The 20,738-nt window shown below is 58.8% G+C and carries 19 protein-coding genes; 5 read left to right on the forward strand and 14 right to left on the reverse strand.

The features are described from left to right. Nucleotides 1-100: 100 nt before the first annotated feature. The 10 genes from C5L12_RS09560 to C5L12_RS09605 all read right to left on the reverse strand — a co-directional run bounded on the left by C5L12_RS09560 (nucleotide 101) and on the right by C5L12_RS09605 (nucleotide 9,437). Nucleotides 101-1,015: a HEPN domain-containing protein gene (locus C5L12_RS09560; protein ID WP_342588629.1), complete on the reverse strand. Its 915-nt coding sequence runs from the start codon at nucleotides 1,013-1,015 to the stop codon at nucleotides 101-103. A gap of 394 nt (nucleotides 1,016-1,409) precedes the next feature. Then, nucleotides 1,410-1,880, reverse strand: a complete 471-nt coding sequence (locus C5L12_RS09565) for a DUF2214 domain-containing protein (protein ID WP_105371801.1) — start codon at nucleotides 1,878-1,880, stop codon at nucleotides 1,410-1,412. Nucleotides 1,881-1,890: 10 nt separating this feature from the next. Next, entirely contained in the window at nucleotides 1,891-2,274 is a 384-nt protein-coding gene (locus C5L12_RS09570; RefSeq protein ID WP_105371802.1) for a DUF6152 family protein, read from the reverse strand. Nucleotides 2,275-2,376: 102 nt separating this feature from the next. Further along, complete coding sequence (locus C5L12_RS09575; protein ID WP_105371803.1) at nucleotides 2,377-3,738, reverse strand: virulence factor family protein; 1,362 nt, start codon at nucleotides 3,736-3,738, stop codon at nucleotides 2,377-2,379. Further along, nucleotides 3,735-5,054, reverse strand: a complete 1,320-nt coding sequence (locus tag C5L12_RS09580; RefSeq protein WP_105371804.1) for a GNAT family N-acetyltransferase — start codon at nucleotides 5,052-5,054, stop codon at nucleotides 3,735-3,737. The genes C5L12_RS09575 and C5L12_RS09580 overlap by 4 nt, the downstream gene beginning before the upstream one ends. Nucleotides 5,055-5,259: 205 nt before the next feature. After that, complete coding sequence (locus C5L12_RS09585; protein ID WP_105371805.1) at nucleotides 5,260-6,300, reverse strand: sulfate/molybdate ABC transporter ATP-binding protein; 1,041 nt, start codon at nucleotides 6,298-6,300, stop codon at nucleotides 5,260-5,262. A 15-nt stretch (nucleotides 6,301-6,315) separates the two neighbouring features. After that, nucleotides 6,316-7,185, reverse strand: coding sequence for a sulfate ABC transporter permease subunit CysW (gene cysW / locus C5L12_RS09590; protein WP_105371806.1), 870 nt, complete (start codon nucleotides 7,183-7,185; stop codon nucleotides 6,316-6,318). Further along, entirely contained in the window at nucleotides 7,178-8,035 is an 858-nt protein-coding gene (gene cysT / locus C5L12_RS09595) for a sulfate ABC transporter permease subunit CysT (RefSeq protein ID WP_105371807.1), read from the reverse strand. Before cysT ends, cysW begins: the two co-directional genes overlap by 8 nt. A gap of 13 nt (nucleotides 8,036-8,048) precedes the next feature. After that, a complete protein-coding gene (locus C5L12_RS09600; RefSeq protein WP_105371808.1) occupies nucleotides 8,049-9,095 on the reverse strand; it encodes a sulfate ABC transporter substrate-binding protein in 1,047 nt (348 codons plus the stop codon). 48 nt (nucleotides 9,096-9,143) lie between these two features. Continuing rightward, nucleotides 9,144-9,437: a hypothetical protein gene (locus tag C5L12_RS09605; RefSeq protein ID WP_105371809.1), complete on the reverse strand. Its 294-nt coding sequence runs from the start codon at nucleotides 9,435-9,437 to the stop codon at nucleotides 9,144-9,146. Between C5L12_RS09605 and greA the strand changes: the two genes are divergently transcribed. Next, nucleotides 9,421-9,903 carry a transcription elongation factor GreA gene (greA, locus tag C5L12_RS09610; RefSeq protein WP_105371810.1) on the forward strand — a complete coding sequence of 161 codons (483 nt, stop codon included), beginning with the start codon at nucleotides 9,421-9,423 and terminating at the stop codon, nucleotides 9,901-9,903. The two genes, C5L12_RS09605 and greA, sit on opposite strands and share 17 nt — an antisense overlap. Before the next feature lie 36 nt (nucleotides 9,904-9,939). On the opposite strand, the gene C5L12_RS09615 is transcribed toward greA, so the two are convergent. Next, entirely contained in the window at nucleotides 9,940-10,395 is a 456-nt protein-coding gene (locus tag C5L12_RS09615) for an RrF2 family transcriptional regulator (protein ID WP_105371811.1), read from the reverse strand. Between the two features lie 360 nt (nucleotides 10,396-10,755). Here C5L12_RS09615 and C5L12_RS09620 point away from each other — a divergent pair, with 360 nt between their 5' ends. The 3 genes from C5L12_RS09620 to cysN are packed head-to-tail and all read left to right on the forward strand — an operon-like array spanning nucleotide 10,756 to nucleotide 14,021. Next, nucleotides 10,756-11,538 (forward strand): phosphoadenylyl-sulfate reductase, encoded by a 783-nt coding sequence (locus C5L12_RS09620; protein ID WP_105371812.1) that lies wholly within the window; start codon nucleotides 10,756-10,758, stop codon nucleotides 11,536-11,538. Between the two features lie 40 nt (nucleotides 11,539-11,578). Further along, nucleotides 11,579-12,532: a sulfate adenylyltransferase subunit CysD gene (gene cysD / locus C5L12_RS09625; RefSeq protein ID WP_105371813.1), complete on the forward strand. Its 954-nt coding sequence runs from the start codon at nucleotides 11,579-11,581 to the stop codon at nucleotides 12,530-12,532. 1 nt (nucleotide 12,533) lies between these two features. Beyond that, nucleotides 12,534-14,021 (forward strand): sulfate adenylyltransferase subunit CysN, encoded by a 1,488-nt coding sequence (cysN, locus tag C5L12_RS09630; RefSeq protein WP_105371814.1) that lies wholly within the window; start codon nucleotides 12,534-12,536, stop codon nucleotides 14,019-14,021. Between the two features lie 244 nt (nucleotides 14,022-14,265). Here the strand turns inward: cysN and C5L12_RS09635 are convergent, their stop codons facing one another. The 3 genes from C5L12_RS09635 to C5L12_RS09645 form a co-directional block, all read right to left on the reverse strand. Beyond that, the gene (locus C5L12_RS09635; RefSeq protein ID WP_105371815.1) at nucleotides 14,266-16,095 is read right to left on the reverse strand and encodes an O-methyltransferase; all 1,830 of its coding nucleotides are present in this window, start codon (nucleotides 16,093-16,095) and stop codon (nucleotides 14,266-14,268) included. A 59-nt stretch (nucleotides 16,096-16,154) separates the two neighbouring features. Next, nucleotides 16,155-17,240 (reverse strand): hypothetical protein, encoded by a 1,086-nt coding sequence (locus tag C5L12_RS09640; RefSeq protein WP_105371816.1) that lies wholly within the window; start codon nucleotides 17,238-17,240, stop codon nucleotides 16,155-16,157. Between the two features lie 247 nt (nucleotides 17,241-17,487). Further along, the gene (locus tag C5L12_RS09645) at nucleotides 17,488-19,341 is read right to left on the reverse strand and encodes a glycosyltransferase (RefSeq protein ID WP_105371817.1); all 1,854 of its coding nucleotides are present in this window, start codon (nucleotides 19,339-19,341) and stop codon (nucleotides 17,488-17,490) included. A gap of 341 nt (nucleotides 19,342-19,682) precedes the next feature. Between C5L12_RS09645 and C5L12_RS09650 the strand changes: the two genes are divergently transcribed. Continuing rightward, nucleotides 19,683-20,726 carry a hypothetical protein gene (locus C5L12_RS09650; protein ID WP_157949015.1) on the forward strand — a complete coding sequence of 348 codons (1,044 nt, stop codon included), beginning with the start codon at nucleotides 19,683-19,685 and terminating at the stop codon, nucleotides 20,724-20,726. Nucleotides 20,727-20,738: the final 12 nt, after the last annotated feature.

Consider the following 20,738-nt stretch of genomic DNA (forward strand, 5'->3'; position numbering starts at 1 on the left):
AAGTCTGCGGCAGCGATCCGGGATTTCTGTCTCAAACGTTTCCCGACAATGCAACCTGTCGGTGCTGGGCCGGTCCTTCGGCGCGCCGCTCAGCTCCCGCCTACGAGGATGCCTTGGTCGCTAGTGCCTCCTTGCAGATTTGCTCGACAAGCCCCTGAAGAACCTGAATACGCTCCACCAGCCATTGCAGTTCTTCCACCGTGATTTCGTAGTGGGGAGAATAGCGTGCATCGACATAAGCCCGATCGAGGCGTTCAAAACACCGACGCGCAAACTTCATGTCGCGCGGCCATGCCTCGATCAGCCGCGGCTCAAGCCGCTCTGCTGATGATCGAAGAGATTTCAACCGGTGCGATTTTGGGCTGTAGAGCGTGAGCACGAGGAGAACACAGTGGTAGAGGCGTTCTGTGGCCTGATGGAAGTTGAACGCCGCTTCTGTCGGGTTGCCTCGTCTCAGAAGGAAATCTGCTGAATCCCGGAACGCCAGTGCGCTTGGAAACCACCGCTCGTAGTAGCCCTTGGCCTCCTCCAAGGCCTCGTCTTCATCTAGCGGCTTCGGCGGCACAAACGGATGCCCTTCCTTCTCATAGAGCATGATGCCATCACGGATAATGTCTATGAAGAAGGGACGCCCGCGGGCCAGCTGGTCGTTCACATCCTGCAACGTGTGGACGATGATGTTCACCGGCGTCTCAATCGTCTTCGTCACCAATAGCTCGCGCAAAAAATGATCGGAGACGTCGTGCCAGAGCTCGTTCTCTTCCCCGACACTGTGCATGTTGACGACAACGAGAATATCGTAGTCGGAGCGGTAACCGCTCTTGTGATCCTCCACCCAGCCGCCGCGGCTATACGAACCGAACAGGATCACTTTCAGGATCCGGCCAGCCTTCTGTTTTTCCGAAAGCTTTGACTGCTGCGCGGCATCGAACTCTTCGAAGATGATCTTTAGGGCGCGCGAAAGCTCCCGCCGCTTGCGCTCCGGAAGATGGCCTAAAGCCTCGTTGTCAGTCACACCAACACCTGTGTCCATTGTCGTACAGCGGCCTCGCAAATTTACTGAAGCAAGCCGCGCTTGAAATCGTGGCTACCACTTGATCATTGCACATAGCTCACTCGTCAAGATATACAACCTAAAGGCTTTCCCCGCCACTCGTTGCACATACCGACAACGTCAGTGACGATGGTCTGCGTGCCGCGGACTCGCCAGTTCTGCAGATGACCTTGGTCAACCTGAACGGCTCTTCCAGCGGGACAGATGCCACGGCGGCGGCTCGTGATCAGACGTTGAACATGTCGATGCCCTGACGCGATCGTCCGTCAAAACAGCTGATCACACGCGTCCAGTTCGACATCATCCAAAGATAGGGCCGCGTAAGAAGTACCTCCTTCAGATAGCGATCCTCCACCTATAAAAACCCGATCCAGCGCCCAGCAATCACGGCACCGATCCAGAAAAGAACCGAAAGTGTTGCACCAACACGCAAGGCCACGCCTGGCGTCTCCCCCGAAAGCACCGCTCGCCATCCGCTTCCCAGGTGCACGACCGCAACGTTGACAAGAGCGAGCGCGACAAGAGCGAGCTTGGCCAGGAAGGCGGTGTTTCGCACATATTCCGTTGGTCGGACAGAAAACAGACAGAGACCGGTGAGGACGGCGAGAAAGACGCCTGCGGCAGCGATCCGCGAAAGATAGCGAGCAATCGCGGCCAAGGGGACAGCCGGGGCAAAACCCAGCAATCGCAGGTCGAGCGCGAGGATCGCCCCGAAAAGCGTACCGATGCCGAGGATATGTGCGGCGTTGACCAAGAGATAGAGTGTCGAAGAGGCAATCAGGGCCCGTGCAAGCGGTGTCTCGGCAAGCGACGCAAGCCACTCCATGGATACCGCCTCAATTGGTCTTGATCCGCTCGGGATAAATGTCGAAAGTTTTGCCAGCGACGACGATCCGGACCGCCTTCATGCGCTTTTCGTTGCGGTCTTCAGAACGATTGCCGGTGGCGACGATCTCGTCGCCGACTTTTGCTTGTCCCTCCACAAAGCCGGAGCGCTGGGTCTGATTTGGGTTGCCGAGTTCGACACGCCAGACGCCATCTTCGGCCCTGACCTCTAAAGTAGGATGCGGCGGCGCGAAGGAAATCGACTGGATCGTGCCCTTAAGATCGATCTGGTCGGCTTCGGCCCAGGACCAGCCATGGTGGGCCGCAGCCGAGCCCGCCAAGGCGGCGGCAAGGGCGGCTCCGGCAAAAATGCTTGTGCTTGGGTATCGGATCATGGAGCACTCCTCCTGGTTTCGGAATTCATCCGGAAAGATGTGGGCGTGCTCGCGATTGGCCAGAGGGTTTCACCTCTTCTTGAATGACCGGTGAGACGCCGGTCAGTTCGCCGCCGTCACCGCAATCGCCCGATCAAGGATCAGCCGGCTGAGCGCGTGGTAATCACCATCGAAATGGTGGCCGCCCTGACGCGCCAGAACCTGAACGCCCGGCATTTCCGCAAGTGCGGGGCAGGCGCTGTCTTCCTCCGCAAGACCATAGATGCACTGGATCTTGAAGGGCTCGATCGCCCGGAGGTCATCGATCGGATCGCCATATTTGCCGGCGCCGGAAAAGCCGAGCCAGCCGGCGACATCGATTTCAAAATCGGCCTGATGCGACAATGCCAGCAGCGAGACAAGCGAAACCGCCTGCCTGTCTGCCTCGGGCAGAAGCCGGTAGGTGGCCGGCAGAATGTTCGCACCGAAGGAATAGCCGATCAGCAGCACGTCTTCGACCTGCCAGCGGTTGCGATAAGCTCTGATGATCCGGGAAAGATCGGCGGCGGTTTGTTCCGGCGTCTTTTCGCTCCAGAAATAGCGCAACGCGTCCACGCCGACGACCGGGATGCCATCCGCCTTGAGATAGGCACCCAGTTGCTGATCGATATCGCGCCAGCCGCCGTCGCCGGAATAGATGATCGCCATGGCGTCGTGTCGGGGTATCGCCTCGATTGGCACGATCGGTAGATTAAGTGGGGAACTGGAGCGGGCCAACCCTTTCGTGATCGACGCGGTGTTGAGCGCCAGCGCCACAGCGGCATTGTCCGCCGTCTCGTGCAGTTCGACCGCCGGATGTGTTTCCTTCAGGGCTTCCGCATGCACGCGGCCGGCCGCGTCCGCGGTTCGCGTAAAGAGGATTCTCACCGGATTGGGCAGATCGCCCGGCGTCAATCCGTAGACGACCCCCTCCGGGACGGGCGTCTTCGGCGCAGGAGTGCAGAGCACCTTGGAGAGCGGAATCGTGGTCTTGGGGTCCACTGAAATAGTTTCGGCAATGGTGGAGACGGGCGTCTGGGCTGCAATCGCCAGTGCGAGCGTCGCCCCGTCGCCGATGCCGGCGACCACAGGTGGGCGATAGTCGGAAATCTCGGCCGACCGATGCAGTTGGCGGCTCAGATCCTCGATATCGGCGACGAGATAGAGGCAGTCATCCTGCTCCGCCTCCAGTGCAGCGTAATATTCCGGCAGATCGACGCCCACCACCAGCGCGCCCTCCCTGGTAAGGGTGGCAGCAATCTCCGCTTCCCTCTCCGACCAGCCTTCGCCATCGGAAAGCAATACCACGATGCCGGCTGCCGGGCTGTCGGGATAGGAAATCCGGCTGGTTGGCAGACTTCTGGTCTGAAGTTCGGGACCGGATACGAGATGGAAGACTGTCGCAGCAGCCGTGATGCTTGCGACGATGATCGGCAAAAGCCTCATCGGCGCAAAAGTCCCTTCAGGCCGCCCCCAATGAGCATGGTGATGTCGAAAACCGAGAGGACGGGCATGCCGGTGCCGGAGACCGCCAGATAGCGCGGATGCCAATCCGGATCGAATTTTGACTTGAAAGCCTGTACCCCGCGAAAATTATAAAAACGCTCGCCGTTGCGGAAGATGCGCTCGCCGACATGGTTCCAGAGCGGAGCCTTGCTGTGGGTCGAAAGGCCGGCAAGCGGCGCCATGCCCAGGTTCAGCGTCTGATATCCCTCGGCCTTCATGTGCTCCATGATACGCACGAAGAGAAGATCCATCATGCCGCGATGGGTCTCGGGGAGATGCCGCATCAGGTCGATGAAGGCATCGCCGCCGGACGCCGTGGAGAGAATGCTGGCAAAGGCAACAATGCGGCCTTTCAACCGGATGACTGCCACCGGTCCGGCAGCGACATATTGCGACTGGAATGTCCCGAGCGAAAACCTTTTTTCCGCTGCATTCTGCGCGGCAAGCCATGTGCGGGAAACGGAAAGCAGTTCATCAAGAACGGCCGGCACCTCCTCCGGCTTCAGCATCGAGAACTCGAGCCCGTCGCGGACCGCCCGGTTGATCGAACGGCGGAGCTTCAGCCAAGCGCCGCCCTTGAGATCGAACCTGGTGAGATCGACGACCGCCTGTTCGCCGAGCTTGTAAGGCTTCAACCCGGCCTCGACGGTCAGCGGCAGAAATTCCGGCGAGACCTGATAGAACACCGCCCGGCAACCTGCCTTTCGGGCCGTCTCCATGAATTTCAGCACCAGATCGGGCCAGGCCTTGCGGCAGCCGATCGGATCGAACAACGCCACCCATGAGCGGCCTTGCTGGGCATACATGATGAAGGCCTTGCCGCAGCTGGAGAAGAGGATCTTCTTGTCGCCGAGGCGCACCAGGCCCGCGCTCGCATTCGGCTGCGTGGCGAGGATCTCCACGGCCCGGTTCATCTCCTCGTCGGATGGGGGCTTGCGGCAGGGAGCCGCGCGCCGCAGTCGGTTGGTGGCGACCGTGCCGATCAGAAGCGTCAATGCAAGGCCGGAGGGCGCGTGCATCGGGTTGCCCGAAAGAAACAGCGTCCAACCCAATCTCGCCAGGCTTTCCTCGAGAAAGAGATTGGCGGCGAATGCGATCGTAAAGAGGATCAGGCTGAAGAAGAGGATGATACCGCTGCCGGGGGTAAGCCGGCGGATCAACACCTTCGCCAGCGATACAGCGAGAGGAGCAGGCCGGCTTTCCGGCCAACCCGTATGCGGCTCGGAAGTGTCGTCAATTTGGGCAGTCTCTGCCATGGAATACCTGTCGGGATTAAAGATTGCGCGGCACATTAGATGTCGCGCATGGACCGAAGCTTGCGACGACGGCTATTTACCCGCACTCCGTGAAGCAGAAAATGACATGTATCAATTTTTTCGCGCTTTTAATGTGGGTGGGAACGGCGTTGCAAGGCCGGCCGCGATGCGGCAGTCGGGGCAGATAACCGAGCCAGAGGCATTGTCAGGCGTTTTCGAAAACCTTCCACCGCGTCGGGCGAAAGCGCACTTCGCTCCCGAGCGCCACCGGCGCATGCAGCGGCACCTCGACCTCGACGTGATAGGGCGCATGCCCATCATTAGCAATGTCGATCTCGGCGATGCGCGTGCCTGCCAACCGACGGCAGGCGGTAACCTTTCCGAAGAGCGCATCCTGAGCTTCGACAAGTGAGATATCCTCCGGCCGGAAGAAGAGTTCCCCCCCGCCCGCTGCTGCTTCTGAAATACCGATAGGCTGCCCTTGGAAGAAGACTGTCTTCTCTTTCACCTCGACCGGCAAATGGGAGGATTCCCCGATGAAGGAAAAGACGAAGGGCGAACCGGGGCGGTCGTAGACATCGTCAGCGGACCCCACCTGCTCGATCTTGCCCTGGCTCATGACCACGACCCGGTCGGCAAGCTCGAGAGCCTCTTCCTGGTCATGGGTCACGAAAACCGTGGTATGGCCGGTTCGGTCGTGAAACTCCCGCAGCCAGCGCCGCAACTCCTTGCGGACCTTGGCATCGAGGGCGCCGAACGGTTCGTCGAGCAGCAGAATGCGAGGCTCGATCGCCATAGCGCGGGCGAGCGCCACGCGCTGGCGCTGACCGCCGGAAAGCTGGTTGGGGTAACGCTTCTCAAGACCCCCAAGCTGAACCATGTCCAGCAAATCCGAGACGCGGCGGCGTATTTCGGATTTCGGCGGGCGGGATGACGACGGGCGGACCTTCAGGCCGAAACCGATGTTCTCGGCGACCGTCATGTGACGGAACAACGCGTAGTGCTGAAAGACGAAACCGACATTGCGCTCCTGAACCGAATGGTGGGACGCGTCCTCGTCGCCGAAGAAGATCTGGCCCCCGGTCGGAAAATCCAGACCGGCGATCAGGCGCAGAAGCGTCGTCTTGCCGGAGCCGGAAGGCCCGAGAAGCGCGATCAGTTCGCCGGAAGCGATTTTCAGCGAAACGTCGTTCAGCGCCGGAAAGCGTTCAAATTCCTTACGGATATTGTTGATGGTGACTTCCATCGATGCGTAAACCTTTCAATGCCTGCCGCCGGCATTGCCGGCACCGAACCGAAGTTCGAGAAGTGTCTTGAGGGCAAGGGTGACGAGTGCAAGCAGCGCAAGCAGCGATGCCACCGCGAAGGCCGCTACCATGTTGTACTCATTATAAAGTATCTCGACATGCAGCGGCATGGTGTTGGTGAGCCCGCGAATGCGGCCTGAAACCACCGACACGGCGCCGAACTCGCCCATGGCGCGCGCATTGCAGAGCAACACCCCATAGAGCAGGCCCCATTTGATGTTCGGGAGCGTGACAAACCGGAAGGTCTGCCAGCCGGATGCGCCAAGCGACAGTGCCGCCTCTTCGTCGCCGCTTCCCTGGTCCTGCATCAGCGGGATCAGTTCGCGCGCCACGAAGGGAAACGTCACGAATACGGTCGCCAATACGATTCCAGGCACCGCGAAGAGGATCTCTATACCCCAGCTTTTCAGAAGCGGTCCGAGCAGGCTGCCCGAGCCGAAAAGCAGGACGTAGACGAGACCCGAAATTACCGGGGAGATCGAAAACGGCAGGTCGATGAGGGTGATCAGGAAGGCCTTCCCCTTGAACTCGAACTTCGCGATCGCCCAGGATGCACAGAGCCCGAAGACGAGATTGAGCGGCACGGCGATAGCAGCGACCAGAAGCGTCAACCGGATAGCCGCCGCCGCATCCGGCTCGGCCAAAGCTTCGTAATAGGCGCCCCAGCCTTCGCGGAAAGCCTCCACGAAGACCGAAAGGAGCGGCAGGAAAAGAAAGAAGATGAGAAAAGCGAGCGAAAGCAGGAGCAGCGCGACCTTCGTCGCGAACCCCTCGTCTGCTGGATCGCGGAAGGCAGGGTTGGAAGTGCGAGCCTTGTCAGACATTACCGTACCTCCTGCGGCTCCAGGCCTGAATGAGATTGATGACAAGCAACATCAGGAAGGAGATGAGCAGCATGATCGTGGCGATCGCCGTTGCGCCCGCATAGTTGAACTCCTCCAGCCGGATGACGATCAGCAGCGGCGCGATCTCCGAAACATAGGGAATATTGCCGGCAATGAAGATGACCGAACCGTATTCACCAACGCCTCTGGCAAAGGCGAGCGCAAAGCCGGTCAATATTGCCGGCGTCAGTCCGGGCAGGATGACCCTCAAGATCGTCTGGAACCGGTTGGCACCGAGCGTTGCAGCTGCCTCCTCAACCTCCCGATCGATCTCTTCCATGATCGGCTGAACGGTGCGAACCACGAAAGGGAGCCCGATGAAGACGAGTGCGATGACGATACCAAGCGGCGTGAAGGCGATGCGGAAGGGCATGAAGAGTGAGCCGATCCAGCCGTTCGGGGCGTAGAGCGAGGCAAGCGCAATGCCTGCGACAGCCGTCGGCAACGCGAAGGGCAGGTCCACCATGGCGTCAACCAGCTGCCGGCCGGGGAAGTTGTAGCGGGTGAGCACCCAGGCGAGGATCGTGCCGAAGACGACATTGACGAGCGCGGCCAGAAAGGCCGTGCCGAAGGATATATAAAGAGCGTCGAGCGTGCGTCGGTCGGCAAAGACGGAAAAAAAGCCGCTCCAGCCAAGCTCGGCGGTGCGCCAGAGCAGGCCGGCAACGGGGATGAGAATGATCAGCGACAGGTAGGCGAGCGAAAAGCCGAGCGTCAACCCGAAACCCGGAATGATGCTCGGCTGCTTCAGTCGCCACTTCGCCGGTGAGGCAGTGGCGGTTTGGGTCATAAAGGATTCCGAACTACTTCCCGGGCTTATAGATCTGGTCGAAGATGCCGCCGTCACCGAAGTGTTCCGGCTGCGCCTTCTTCCATCCGCCGAAGATCGGATCGTCGATCGTGACGAGCTTGATGTCCGGCAGAGCCTTCAGCAGATCCGGCTTTACCACATCACGCTTCGAAGGACGATAGAAGTGCTTGGCGGCGAGGTTCTGGCCCTCGTCGGAATAGAGATATTGCAGATAAGCCTCGGCCTGCTTGCGGGTGCCCTTGGCGTCGACATTGGCATCGACGACGGCGACGGGCGGTTCGGCGAGGATGGAAATCGGCGGCACGACGATATCAAAAGCGCCCTTGCCGAATTCCTCGCCGGCGAGATAAGCCTCGTTTTCCCAGGCAAGCAGCACATCGCCGATCTGGCGCTGAGCGAAGGTGACCGTTGCGCCACGCGCACCGGTATCGAGGACGGGCGCCCGTTTATAAAGATCGGCGATATAGCCCTTGATCTTTGCCTGGTCGCCTTTGAATTCCTCGTTGGCCCAGGCCCAGGCAGCGAGATAATTCCAGCGCGCACCACCTGACGTTTTCGGGTTCGGTGTGACGATCTGGACGTCGCCCTTCACTAGGTCGCCCCAGTTCTTGATGTCTTTCGGATTGCCCTTGCGGACAAGGAAGACGATGGTCGACGTATAGGGCGCAGAATTGTTGGGAAGGCGTGCGCGCCAGCCGGCCTTGATCTTGCCGGTCTTCTCGATCGCATTGATATCGCTTTCAAGCGCCAGCGTCACCACATCCGCCTCAAGGCCATCGATCACCGAGCGAGCCTGCGCGCCGGAGCCGCCATGCGATTGCCTGATCGACACGTCTTCTCCCGTCTGAGCCTTCCAGGACTTGGCAAAGCCGGCATTGACGTCCTTGTAGAGTTCACGGGTCGGATCGTAGGAGACGTTGAGAAGCTGGGTATCGGCGAAGGCGGGCGTGAAAACTCCCACCGTCAGAGAAAGGCCGAGTGCGACGGCCCCCAATCTTCTTCCAAGTCCCCGGCCAAGTCCTCGGATAAAACTAGGCATACAGTTCCCTCCTGTGTGGTTTACTAAAACTCTATCGGGTAAGTCGACTTAGTCAATCGAAGGCAAAAAGAAGGCAAAACTGTTTCCCTCGCCGTATTCGGGGGGCAAAGAATGGGTTAATCTTTCTGGCAACGGCAGAACGTGCGCATTGGGAAAAGTGCCTTCGGGAAAATCACAATCCAGCCGCAAGGGAGGTTTTGAGGCATTCGAAGAAAGATTTTTCGCCTGTTCCGCAACATGACCGGTTGCGGCCATATATGATCCGACGGATGCAAAACCGTTGCTGCCGATCCAAAGATCACCCGCGCCGAACGGAGTTGAAAGATTGAGCGTCGCTTTCACCAAAGAAGACAGTGCCGAGACCGCGGCGGAAACCCTGTTGCCCGACCGTCCGATTTCACCTCACCCGAACCTGGTGACGGAGGACGGATTGAAGGCACTGGATCTGCAGCTGGCTCAGGCGCGTGAGGCTTATGAGGCTACGACCACGATCGAAGACGTGAACGAACGCCGCCGGCAGGCTGCCGGCCCGCTGCGCGATCTGCGTTATTTCGCGGACAGAGTCCGCACCGCGCAGGTTGTCCCAAACCCCGCGTCGGCCGATACCGTCGCCTTCGGAAACACTGTCACCTTCAGCCGCGAGGACGGCCGGGTGCAGACGTATCGGATCGTCGGCGAAGACGAGGCCGACCCCAAGGCCGGATCGATTTCCTACGTATCGCCGGTAGCAAGAGCTCTCACCGGCAAAGCGATCGGGGATGTCGTGAATGTAGGGGGCCAGGAGCTGGAAGTAACCGCGATTTCGTAATCCCGGCTCTACAGGCGATAGCGGGACCCGGCACTTTCAGGCCGTCAGCAGTTCCCTGACCGGCGTTTTGGTGTCGCCGGCACCTTCGACCGCATCGGCGATCGTAGTGCTGAACAGCACGTCGCGGGTTGCGTCGGCCACGCGGGCGAAGACATGGCGGATCTCGCAGAGGTGCTCGCCATCGCAATCCTCGCATTTGCGGTAGGCGGTCTGAGACAGGCAGGGAAGCGGCGCAATCGGCCCATCCACGAGGCGCAGCACCTCGCCGAACGTGATCGCGTCGGCCGACTTCAGGAGCAGATATCCGCCCTGCTTGCCGCGGCGGCTGACAACGATGCCCGAGCGCTTGAGGTCGAGGAGGATCTGCTCCAGGAACTTCTTCGGAATGCTCTGCTGGACGGCAATCTCGGAGATCAGCATCGGCACGTCCGGGTCGGCCTGCGCGAGGGCGGCAAGCGCCCTCAGCGCGTATTTCGCTTTCTGGGATATCATCACGCAACCATTAAACGATAACGTCGCCGCGAGGCGAAAGTCCTCACAGCGCCGCTCAAACAGCTTTCAAGGGCATCCACGGGATCGCCGGAAACGGCGCTCAGGGGCTGCATGTCCGCAAGTGGCAATCATGCCTTGCGGGCATGTCTCGGGATTAGCTCAAATTCCGAGAAATTACAAACCAATGCGGGTAATTAGAGCGGCAAAAATGGTCACGTTTGGTTAAGGCGGCAGGTTTTCTGTGTGCTTGCCGCTTTGGAGAGATATTTGCTCCTCATCCTGTTGTGATGGGACGGGTTTTTCTGTCCTTTCGCGCGCGGAGCCGGGATAATCCAGCAAATGCTCACGGAATGATATCCCATGACCCTTCATGATGCCGCCAGCCGGGATCGCCTGATACTGGCTTCCACCCTCGACGCACAGCTGCAAGACCTCGATCTTGCAGGTCGTCTCGCGCTTGCCGCCGAGCTTGGCAATGCCGTCTTTACGACGAGCCTCGGCATCGAAGACCAGGTGATATCAGCAGCAATCGGAATTCATCGCCTGCCGATCGAAGTTTCGACGCTGGAAACCGGCCGCCTGTTCAAGGAAACGTTGGATCTCATCGGAGAGACGGAGGGGCGGTATGCGATTTCGATCCGCCGCTTTGCGCCTGAACTGGAGGATGTCGACGCCTATGCTGCGAAATACGGCATGAATGGCTTCTACGACAGCGTCGAAGCCCGCCACGCCTGCTGTCATGTGCGCAAGCTGAAGCCTCTCGCCAGAGCTTTGGCAGGAGCGGACGTCTGGATCACCGGGCTTCGCCGCGGTCAGTCCGGCAGTCGCGCCACGACGCCGTTTGCCGAATACGATCCCGAGCGCAACCTCATCAAGATCAACCCGCTCGCGGACTGGGACATCGATGCGATCCGTGCCCATGTGGCGGCCGAGGCGATCCCGGTCAATCCGCTGCATGCCCGTGGCTACCCCTCGATTGGCTGCGAACCCTGTACGCGCGCCATCAAGCCCGGCGAGCCCGAGCGCGCTGGCCGCTGGTGGTGGGAAAACGACGAGAAGCGCGAATGCGGGCTGCATGTGCCGGAAAGCGCATCGCAATCCGCCTCACAGCCCATCCCGCAGGCGAGCCAGATCGCTCGCTGAACCCTTTGTGTTTGTTTCGATAGACTGCCCGGAGACCGAAATGCCTTTGTCAGTACAGGAAACGGAAGTCAAGAACCCGCCCGTTTCCAGACCGCCGCTTGATCCGCATCTCAAAGCCCTCGAAAACGAAGCGATCCACATCTTCCGGGAAGTGGCAGCGGAATTCGAAAAGCCGGTGATGCTCTATTCCATCGGCAAGGACAGTTCCGTCCTCCTGCATCTTGCCCGCAAGGCCTTTCATCCGGGTCGCGTCCCCTTCCCGCTTCTCCACGTCGACACGACATGGAAGTTCCGCGAGATGATCGAATTCCGCGACGAAATCGCCGCAAAATACGATCTCGATCTCGTCGTGCACACCAATACGCGTGGCGCGGAAGAAGGCATTACCCCTTTCTCCCACGGTTCGGCTCTCTATACGGACATCATGAAGACCGAGGCGCTGCGGCAGGCTCTCGACGCCGGCGGCTACGACGCAGCATTTGGTGGCGCCCGCCGGGACGAGGAAGCATCCCGCGCCAAGGAGCGGATCTATTCCTTCCGTACACCCGATCACAAATGGGATCCTCGCAACCAGCGTCCGGAACTCTGGAATATCTATAACGGCATGATCAAAAAAGGCGAGAGCGTGCGTGCCTTCCCGCTCTCCAACTGGACCGAAGTCGATATCTGGCGCTACATCCAGGCCGAGGACATTCCGCTCGTGCCGCTCTATTACGCCGCCGAACGCCCGTATGTTGAGCGCGACGGGATGATGATCCTCGCCGAGGATCCGCGGCTTAAGCTTCTGCCCGGCGAAACCGTTCAGCGCGGCATGATCCGTTTCCGCACGCTTGGCTGCTTCCCGCTGACCGGCGCCATCCGCTCGACCGCTTCCAACCTCGACGAGGTGATCGCCGAGCTTGAAATCGCCACCGTTTCCGAACGCCAGGGCCGCGCGATCGACCGCGACCAGTCCGGCTCCATGGAAAAGAAAAAGCGCGAAGGATATTTTTAAGATGACCGCTCCAGCCCAAACCGCTTCGGCGACCATCCTGCCCTTTGCCGAACCCGTAAAGGCCGCGCGCGACACGCGCCCGCTGCGCCTCATCACCTGCGGTTCGGTGGACGACGGCAAATCGACGCTGATCGGCCGCCTCCTCTGGGACACCAAGGCGGTCAAGGAAGACCAGGCCGCAACGCTTGCCCGCGACAGCGGCAAGCAGAACGACCTTGGCCTGCCCGACTTCGCACTGCTGCTCGACGGCCTGCAGGCGGAGCGCGAACAGGGCATCACCATCGACGTCGCCTACCGCTATTTCTCGACCGACCGGCGCTCGTTCATCGTCGCCGACACCCCCGGCCACGAGCAATATACCCGCAATATGGCAACCGGCGCATCGACCGCCGATCTCGCCATTCTTCTGACCGACGCCCGCTCCGGCATACTCGAGCAGACCCGCAGGCATGCGACGATCGCCGCGCTGATGGGAATCCGCCAGTTCGTGCTGGCGGTCAACAAGTTCGACCTCGTCAACTACGATAAGGCGATTTTCGAGAAGATTTCCCACGAGTTCCGCGAATTCGCGCTTTCGCTCGGCGTACGCCAGATCACCGCAATACCGATGTCGGCCCTGAAGGGCGAGAACGTCGTCTATTCGGCCGACAGCGCCATCCCCTGGTATGACGGTCCGACGCTGGTCGAGACGCTGGAACTTGCGACCGTACGCACCGCTCAGGCGGGTGGCTTCCGGCTACCGGTGCAGCGCGTCGCGCGTCCTGGCGAAAGTTTCCGCGGCTATCAGGGCACCGTTGCCGGCGGCTCGATCAAGCCGGGCGATCCGGTGGTCGTGCTTCCTTCCGGTGTCGTCGCCAACGTCAAGCAGATCGTCACCTTCGATCTCGTGCGCAATGCCGCCGTGGCAGGGGATGCGATCACCCTCGTGCTCGATCGGCAGGTGGATGTGGCCCGTGGTGACGTGATCGTTTCGCTCGACGGCCAGCCGATGACCGGCCTTCACTTCGATGCGCAGCTCGTCTCGCTGCAGCCGGGCGGCATCGAGCCGGGCAGACGCTATTGGCTGAAGAGCGGATCGCGCCGCCAGCGCGTGACGGTCGAGCCGATTTCCCAGCTCGAACTCTCCACCGGCAAATGGCGGCCGCATGCCTCGACGCTTGCCATGAACGCCATCGGCAAGGTGCGACTTTCCTTCGAGGAACAAGCGGTGTTCGACGCCTACGAACAGAACCGCTCTACCGGGGCCTTCATCCTGATCGATCCGGATACGTTAAACACTGTTGCCGGCGGCATGATCACGGCCAAACGCGCCGAACTCGGTGGGATCCACACAGAGGGCCAGCGCGTGCTGATGTCGCTACCGGCAGATCTTGCCGAGCAAATCATGGCAAGCGAGCTGTTCGCCAACCGCCGCGATGAGACCGAAATCCGAAGACTGACGGCAAAGCAGGCTGTCGAACTTTTCTCGAACGCAGCGAGCGACATCTGAAGTCTTTCCGATCAAGGATGGCGAAGGCGGAGTTCTGCTCCGCCTTAAGACCGGAGATATTAGCTAGAGAACAGGCCATGGTAAGAGAACTCTCCGCAAACTGTCGTGACCAGACGGAACGGAAGCCCATGGCGCCGAAGCATACTGCATTAGTATTTGAGACCCGACATTTGAGACTTCACGAAGAATGCGCTCAATCCGCGCAGGGTATTTGTTCCTCGCGACATTCAGCCCCTTGACCGGATCATCTCTTGCGACCAAGGAGTGCAGCCCGATTGCGCGCCTCGATCACTTCGAAGCCATTTTCGAGTAGGAACGGCATCGCGGTTGTTCCTTTTGCTGACCAGTTGCCCTCGAAATCAGTCCATGTATCGTCGAAACAAATTAACCCGTCGTCGGCGAGTGTGCGTACGAGGGACCGTGCGCAATCAAGATGCATCTGGTGGCATTCCGCGTCGCTGATTCGATTGCCAAGGTAGCGTTCGTAGCGCTCCTGACGCTGCTCGGAGTGATTTCCATGATCGAAATCGTACGCATCGAGGAAGACGTAATCGATTGGAGCGGTGTGAGAGGCAAGAAAATCCTCACCTTTGGCAGTGATCGCCTTAAAGGGCAATCCGAGGCGTTTGAACATACGACGCGCACGGCGGCTGTTCGACGGGTCCATATCGACAGTGATGAACTCTATCCCCAGTTCCGCGCAAAGCTGTGCCAACTTACGGGTCGATCCCTGCCCTGGAACATCTTCCCGTGTGGTGCCAATCTCGATCATCAACCGTTTCCGTGACATGGGCTCCGGAGGCCTATCCCGCAGCCGCGACATCAATAAAGCGTGTCCATGATCGCCAGTTGATTTCTTCGCGGGCCTACCGGCAAGGGCCTCATCAAGCGTTGCGATCTGAGGCGGAGCCAAAAGACCCGACTGTCGGAGGCCGGACGTCAACGCGTCCAGGGCCAACGCCCCTCTATTCATATCCAAATAGAGAGACGAGGCCAGTGCGGTGAGCCCCTGAGCCTGCGAAGAGATTTCATCAAGCGCTTCGGTTACGAGACTGAGTGCCTGCAACATCTCGCCTTTGCGAATGAAATGAGCAGCCACAAGCAGCATGGCGAGTGCCCGCTGCTCCCCACCCAGCGAAGAAAGGAGGGCATCGAGAGCCTCCGGCACAGCTTCCGCAGTGACGATCGAATCAATCTGCGGCAAGAGCGCCTGCACGTTGCGAACGCTAGTGTCAGGAAGCAACATGGAAACTCGCGGCAAGAACCAGGAGATCTGGGCCGAACCGCCCTGTGGTGCGGCAAGCCATGTGGACTCGGCGCGGTAGGTCAAGCAATCGGTTTCGATGAGGCGATAGGGATCGTAGCTGAGTCTGGCGCAAAGTTGTTCGTAGGCTGGAGCTCCGCCGAAATAATCTACCGGCTCTACTACAGTTGGTGCCGGAGGACTCGGCGGTGATTCCTGGCCCAGCAGTATCTTTATCAAAACCGCCTGACGATTATCTGCGTCTTCGTAGCGCAAAACGTTATGCGTTGTAAGATCCTGCAGGTGTTCGGAAAGCACTTCGCAGAAATCCTGGAGGGAAAGGCCTAACGCCGGACCAGCTGCCACATAGGCCCGCCAAGGATGACAGACCAACAACCGCATTCGTGATGGGTTGAAGGCGAAGCCGGAAGGGAGAGTAAAGGGTGTTGCGATCAGGAAAAGCTCACGTCCCTCGCGCGCGAGATCATGCTGCATCGTTCGAACCATCGCTTCGGACAGGTACAATCCGTCCGGCTCGGACAATCGACGAAACTCCATGGCCGGCACATGACCACGCCACCAGTCCAAATCGAGGGGAGGCAGGCCGGGGAAGGCGAGAAGAAGCGCCGGCGCTTCCGTTTTCGGAGTTGCCGCGATCTTTTCGCACTGCTGCAACAGGCTGGTTAGCGGCTCGCTGGGAAGACTTCCTAACGTCTGTTTTGGATAGGAGCCACTTTCAAGGACTCTGATCATGTCGTCGAAAAGCGCGACGGTTTCGCCCAATCGTATTGGATCGGAGGTTACGACGGAATTCGGAACTTTTCTTTGCATGGTTTCTTCTTCGATAGTGGCCCATCGACTTGGCCGATACGCTTCATTTGCTTTCGTAATCAGCCCTGGTCGGCGGCGGGCTCCGTATGCGCTGCATCGTTCGGCGCCGGAGCAAACAGCTCCCGCAATTGCCCGGCTGCCTCCTGCAAGCGAGGAGTCAGCTTTCGAATAAGCTCCTCAAGCTTACGCTTCTCATCAAATACGCTCGCATAGCGACCACGCAGGTCCTTCAGGTCGCCCTGAGTTACCCGCAAGCTCTCCAGCATTAGAGACATCTCATGACGGGCACGGGCAGAATCCCCCCGAGCTCGGGCCAGCGCCTCTTCATTCTCGCGAAGCGAACTCTGAGCATGGCTTGCCACGGCCTTATGCGCGGTGACACGCTCCTGCTCCGCTTTCAAAGACTTTTCAAGCTGTTCGTATTTGGCTTGCGCATCCTTGAGCGCGGAGTCACGCTCAGCCAACGCCTTTGTCATGCCTTCGATTCGAGCTTCAAGCGCCGGAATTCGGCGGCCATTCAGGTCTGCCGCGAAGGCCAATTGCGGCCAATCGGGATCCTCCCCGCGACGATCCAACAGATAAAAGAAATGCGCCTTCAACCATTCGCGAATCTGGGCTTCATCGGAAGCATGCTCGAAGAATATGTCTTTACCGCAACGGAGGTGGATGGTCGTGACCCTGTCGAGAAATCCGGACTCCTCAAGATATTTTAGAATGGACAACTCTGCTCCCGGCGTTTCAACGACGAGGGCGAACGTCTCATCTTCACGCCCAAGAACCGATGAAAGGCCTTCCGTCGAGATATATTCCGCCGCCACGGCTCCCTTGACGCGAAGGCCGGGAAAAAGCGACTGTAGCGCCGTGGTCATTCGCGCACTACTGAATATATTTGGATGCGTATGGGAGAAAATCTCCGTCTGGCCATCTTTGTCTGATGGTATGCCAGCGATATGGATGATCTCTACATCGCTCTTCGACAGGCTAGAAAGGGCCGCTGATTTGCTACCGATCGGGTCCAGAAGGACAACTCGCTGGGGGGGGCCATGCGGATTTCGTTCAGAACACCATTTTAAGGTATCGTATACACCCCATACGACGGCGAGAACGGTCTTCTCTGGACTATAGGCACCTTGCCTCTCACTCATGAAACACTCCAACCAGCCTACTACTGCTTTTGCTCACACCGATTTGTCAATTGACCATTCCGGGTCTAATGGAAACTGACAGTATCGGACCCAATCCGCAATATGAACACCGGGGACACGAATATTGTCACACCCCAATCGAACATTCGGCGATGGTCTCTGCTTTTGACCTGTTTTTTCCGAAGAACACTTCCAGACAGAAGTTCGCTGCCGGCCGACGCACCGCACAGAAACCTTGCCAGATCGGTTATTGACCGACTATAAATTGAGTACCTTCATTTCGCATCCGAGACACGGTTCTAAGACGCTCGACCGCGCCATCCAATTGCGCGAAAGGACCATGCGGCCCCTTGTCCGGTTCACACAAGGCATCCGTCATCTCATCGATCGTGCGCAAATATCCATAGAATTCCGCGGCGGCTTCAGCAGAGACCGGAACTGCACTGAGAGCCGCGATGATCTCGCTCATCTTGGTGACGATGTCGAGTGTCCGCCTCCCGGCGTGAAGATCGAGGAATGCCGGCCCGTTTGCCCTCACTCTCCTTTGCCACTCATGTATCTCGCCCAAATCGCCCACTAGCTCATCCTCGCTTCGGCTGACCGGATAGGCCCCCATTGGATCGAAGGTGAATTTGTCCACCTTTTCACCATGGATATTGAAATAGAAAACCGGTTTATTGTACGCTATCGCTTCGAGTATGCCACTTGCGAAGCGCTGTACCGAAGCGCAACAAGTTTGCAGCGTTCGATAGAAATCCTCCGTTGAAACAAGTTCAGGGAATAGGCGGCCCATATCCGCAGGATGTCTGCTGATAACGGGCTCATAACCCGCTCGTCTCACAGCTTGGACGGCAGAAACCAACCACTGGTCGCGATGCTGGGTGAGCACCCCATAGGAAAAATTCGAATTGATCAACACGCGCCTCTCCATCGCGAGGGATGGAGCAGTTTCAGGCTGATTCCGCATAGCCTGAATACGAGGTATTCCACTGATGAATACGCGCTGGCCAGAAGCGTTGACGAAATACCGATAGTCAAACGCGCCGGGCAGGATTACATTCTCGACCAGCCGGTAAGCTTTCCTTTCAGCCCGAGTATCGACGTCGTCGTAATCCTGAATTCCTTCCACTATACCAAGGGTACCCAAACCGGCAGCCCGCGCGGCTAACACCAAAGGCCGAGAGATGTAGTCCCAGTCATTAAACGTAACCACTACCCTCGGAGCGAAACGCCCAACCACGAACTCGCCTAAGCCCAAGAGTTCAACCTGATAACGTTGCGCGCTACTTCGCACACCGGCCTCACCCCACTGCGGGGTCAGGTCGAGCGACAAGAATTCCGCCCCCAAAGCCCGTAGCTGCGGCGCGAGCAGGCCAATCGTCCACACGTGGTAGTCCTTGTGTGGTATGAACAGTATGGGCAAGTCCCTTTGGGTTTTAGTGGAGCAGCTTGCACGGCTCGAAGCGTTAGCACCGATAGTGTCCGCTTCGGCGGGGCCAGTCGCCAATGTATAGCCGGCATCCAGAAGTCTGGCGAAGAAGCGCGCCTCGTCATCGACCTCATCCGTTTCGACAAAACCTCCAATCGCGCGCACTGCGTCGGCCCTCACCACTGTCTGGTCGATACGCAGTGTCTCGACGGGTTTACAGGCATCATGCGCCCTCCCCTCAAGCCGACCGACATATAAGCCTGCATGCTTCGAAGCATCCAATCGATCTAGCTGCCGCGACAGATCGGTCAAAGAATATTCACCTTGAATCAGGGCGACATACCGCGCCTGGGCCAATCGAAGGCCGGTGTTACGCGCCGCCCCAATGGAGGCTGGAGCACGGAAACTTATGATGCGGAAGCGGGGGTCGCCATCCGCGGCGGCGTTCAAGGCCTCTTTTGAAAGGTCGACCTGGGAGCAATTGACGACGATGCACTCGAAGTCTCGAAATGCTTGCTCGCGCAGGGATGCAATTGCACGCGTGCCGATATCGGTATGGCCCGGGACACAGAGTATGAGCGAGATTCTTGGAATAGGCTGCCGAGGGCCAGGATGCATAACGAATTGGTCGCTCCCAATCGACACGGCTTGGAAAGACACGCCACACTGCATGTCACTAGTTTTTGGAGGCTACAGAATTTTAAAATGCACCGCAAGCATGCGCTGGAGCCGCCGTCTCGTTTGGACCTAGGCCTACATTTCGTCGGCGAGCGCGTCAGCTCAACGTCGGTCGAGGGTCAATTGCTCGCAACTCGCTGCGAATCCGCGCCGGGCACACGGACCCTTCTCCGCATCAGAACAGCGGAGGTTTCCGTCCGCCTAGGACGGGATTGACGCTAAAGTCGGGATCGTTTAGCCCTCTCTTGCAGCTCAACCCGCACATAATGATGCTCAGAAGCGGGCGGTTTGGAGATTGAGGAAAAATGCTTTTTGAGGGTGGGAGCGGAGCTATCGTGACAACTCCAGCGACGACGACTATCGGCAGCCAGTACGCAGAGGTTATCGCGAAACTTCACGATATCCTGGGACGTACTACCCTACGTATCATTTCCGCAGTTCCCACCGAAAACGGCAGCGAAAGCGCCCTGTCTTTTCCCGAAGAGACAGTAGCACCGATATTGATTCTCTACGAAACTGCCGAAGACGCAGTTGCACGTGGCTTGCTGAGGGGAATTCTGCCCAGCAAGGTAATGGCAAAATGGATAACGGATGCCGCAACTCTCCTTTCCCAGCACCGCGGGCGCCGCCGACAGGCAACGCTTGCCTCGATTGGGTCCGTTCTCACTGAACCAGCTAATTTCGTTAAAGAACTTCGCAGTCGCCTAAAGGAGCTGGAGTTTTCTGAAGACAAGCTCAGCCCAGTGAAGCCCGTATGGCCTGCGCTGCAGGGCTTACTGGCACGTCAGATCGTCGCCAGTGACCCTGTGGCGACGCGTTTAAGCCTTGAACTTGAGGCGGCTGCACTGCCTACGCCAGCGGTTCATTACGATTGCGATGTCGCGGCGTCCGAACTCAATGCGCCGAATCTAGAGACGGAATGCACACTGCTGCGTGCCCAGATCACACACCTGCAGCAGGCGATCCAGGAACATGAGAGCGCCCTTGCCGCAAAACAACAGCAGTTTTCTGCTACCTATCTGGCGCTGACGGCTGCTCAAGACCGCGTTGATGGCCTCGAAGCCACGTTAAAAGGCTTGACCGTTCAGAGCGCACGAGACAGAGCCAATCTCGATCAGCTGGCGGCGAAACGGCAGCAACTGCTGCAGGAATTCGGTCAAATCATGCACAGAGTTCTTAATGGCTCAGGACTAATGAGCTGGCCGATCAATTGGCGGAAAGCGGAGCAACTCAGGATCGTACGCGATTGCGGCCTCATCGATCCCGATTGGTACCTAAAAAATTATCCGGACGTCGCTCAAGCTGGCCTCGATCCATTTAAGCATTACATCAACCATGGCGCCAAAGAAGGTAGAGCACCCAACGAAAGCTTCTCATAGGTGTTCCGCGGA

This window comes from Neorhizobium huautlense, from assembly GCF_002968575.1.
Lineage (GTDB): Bacteria > Pseudomonadota > Alphaproteobacteria > Rhizobiales > Rhizobiaceae > Neorhizobium > Neorhizobium huautlense.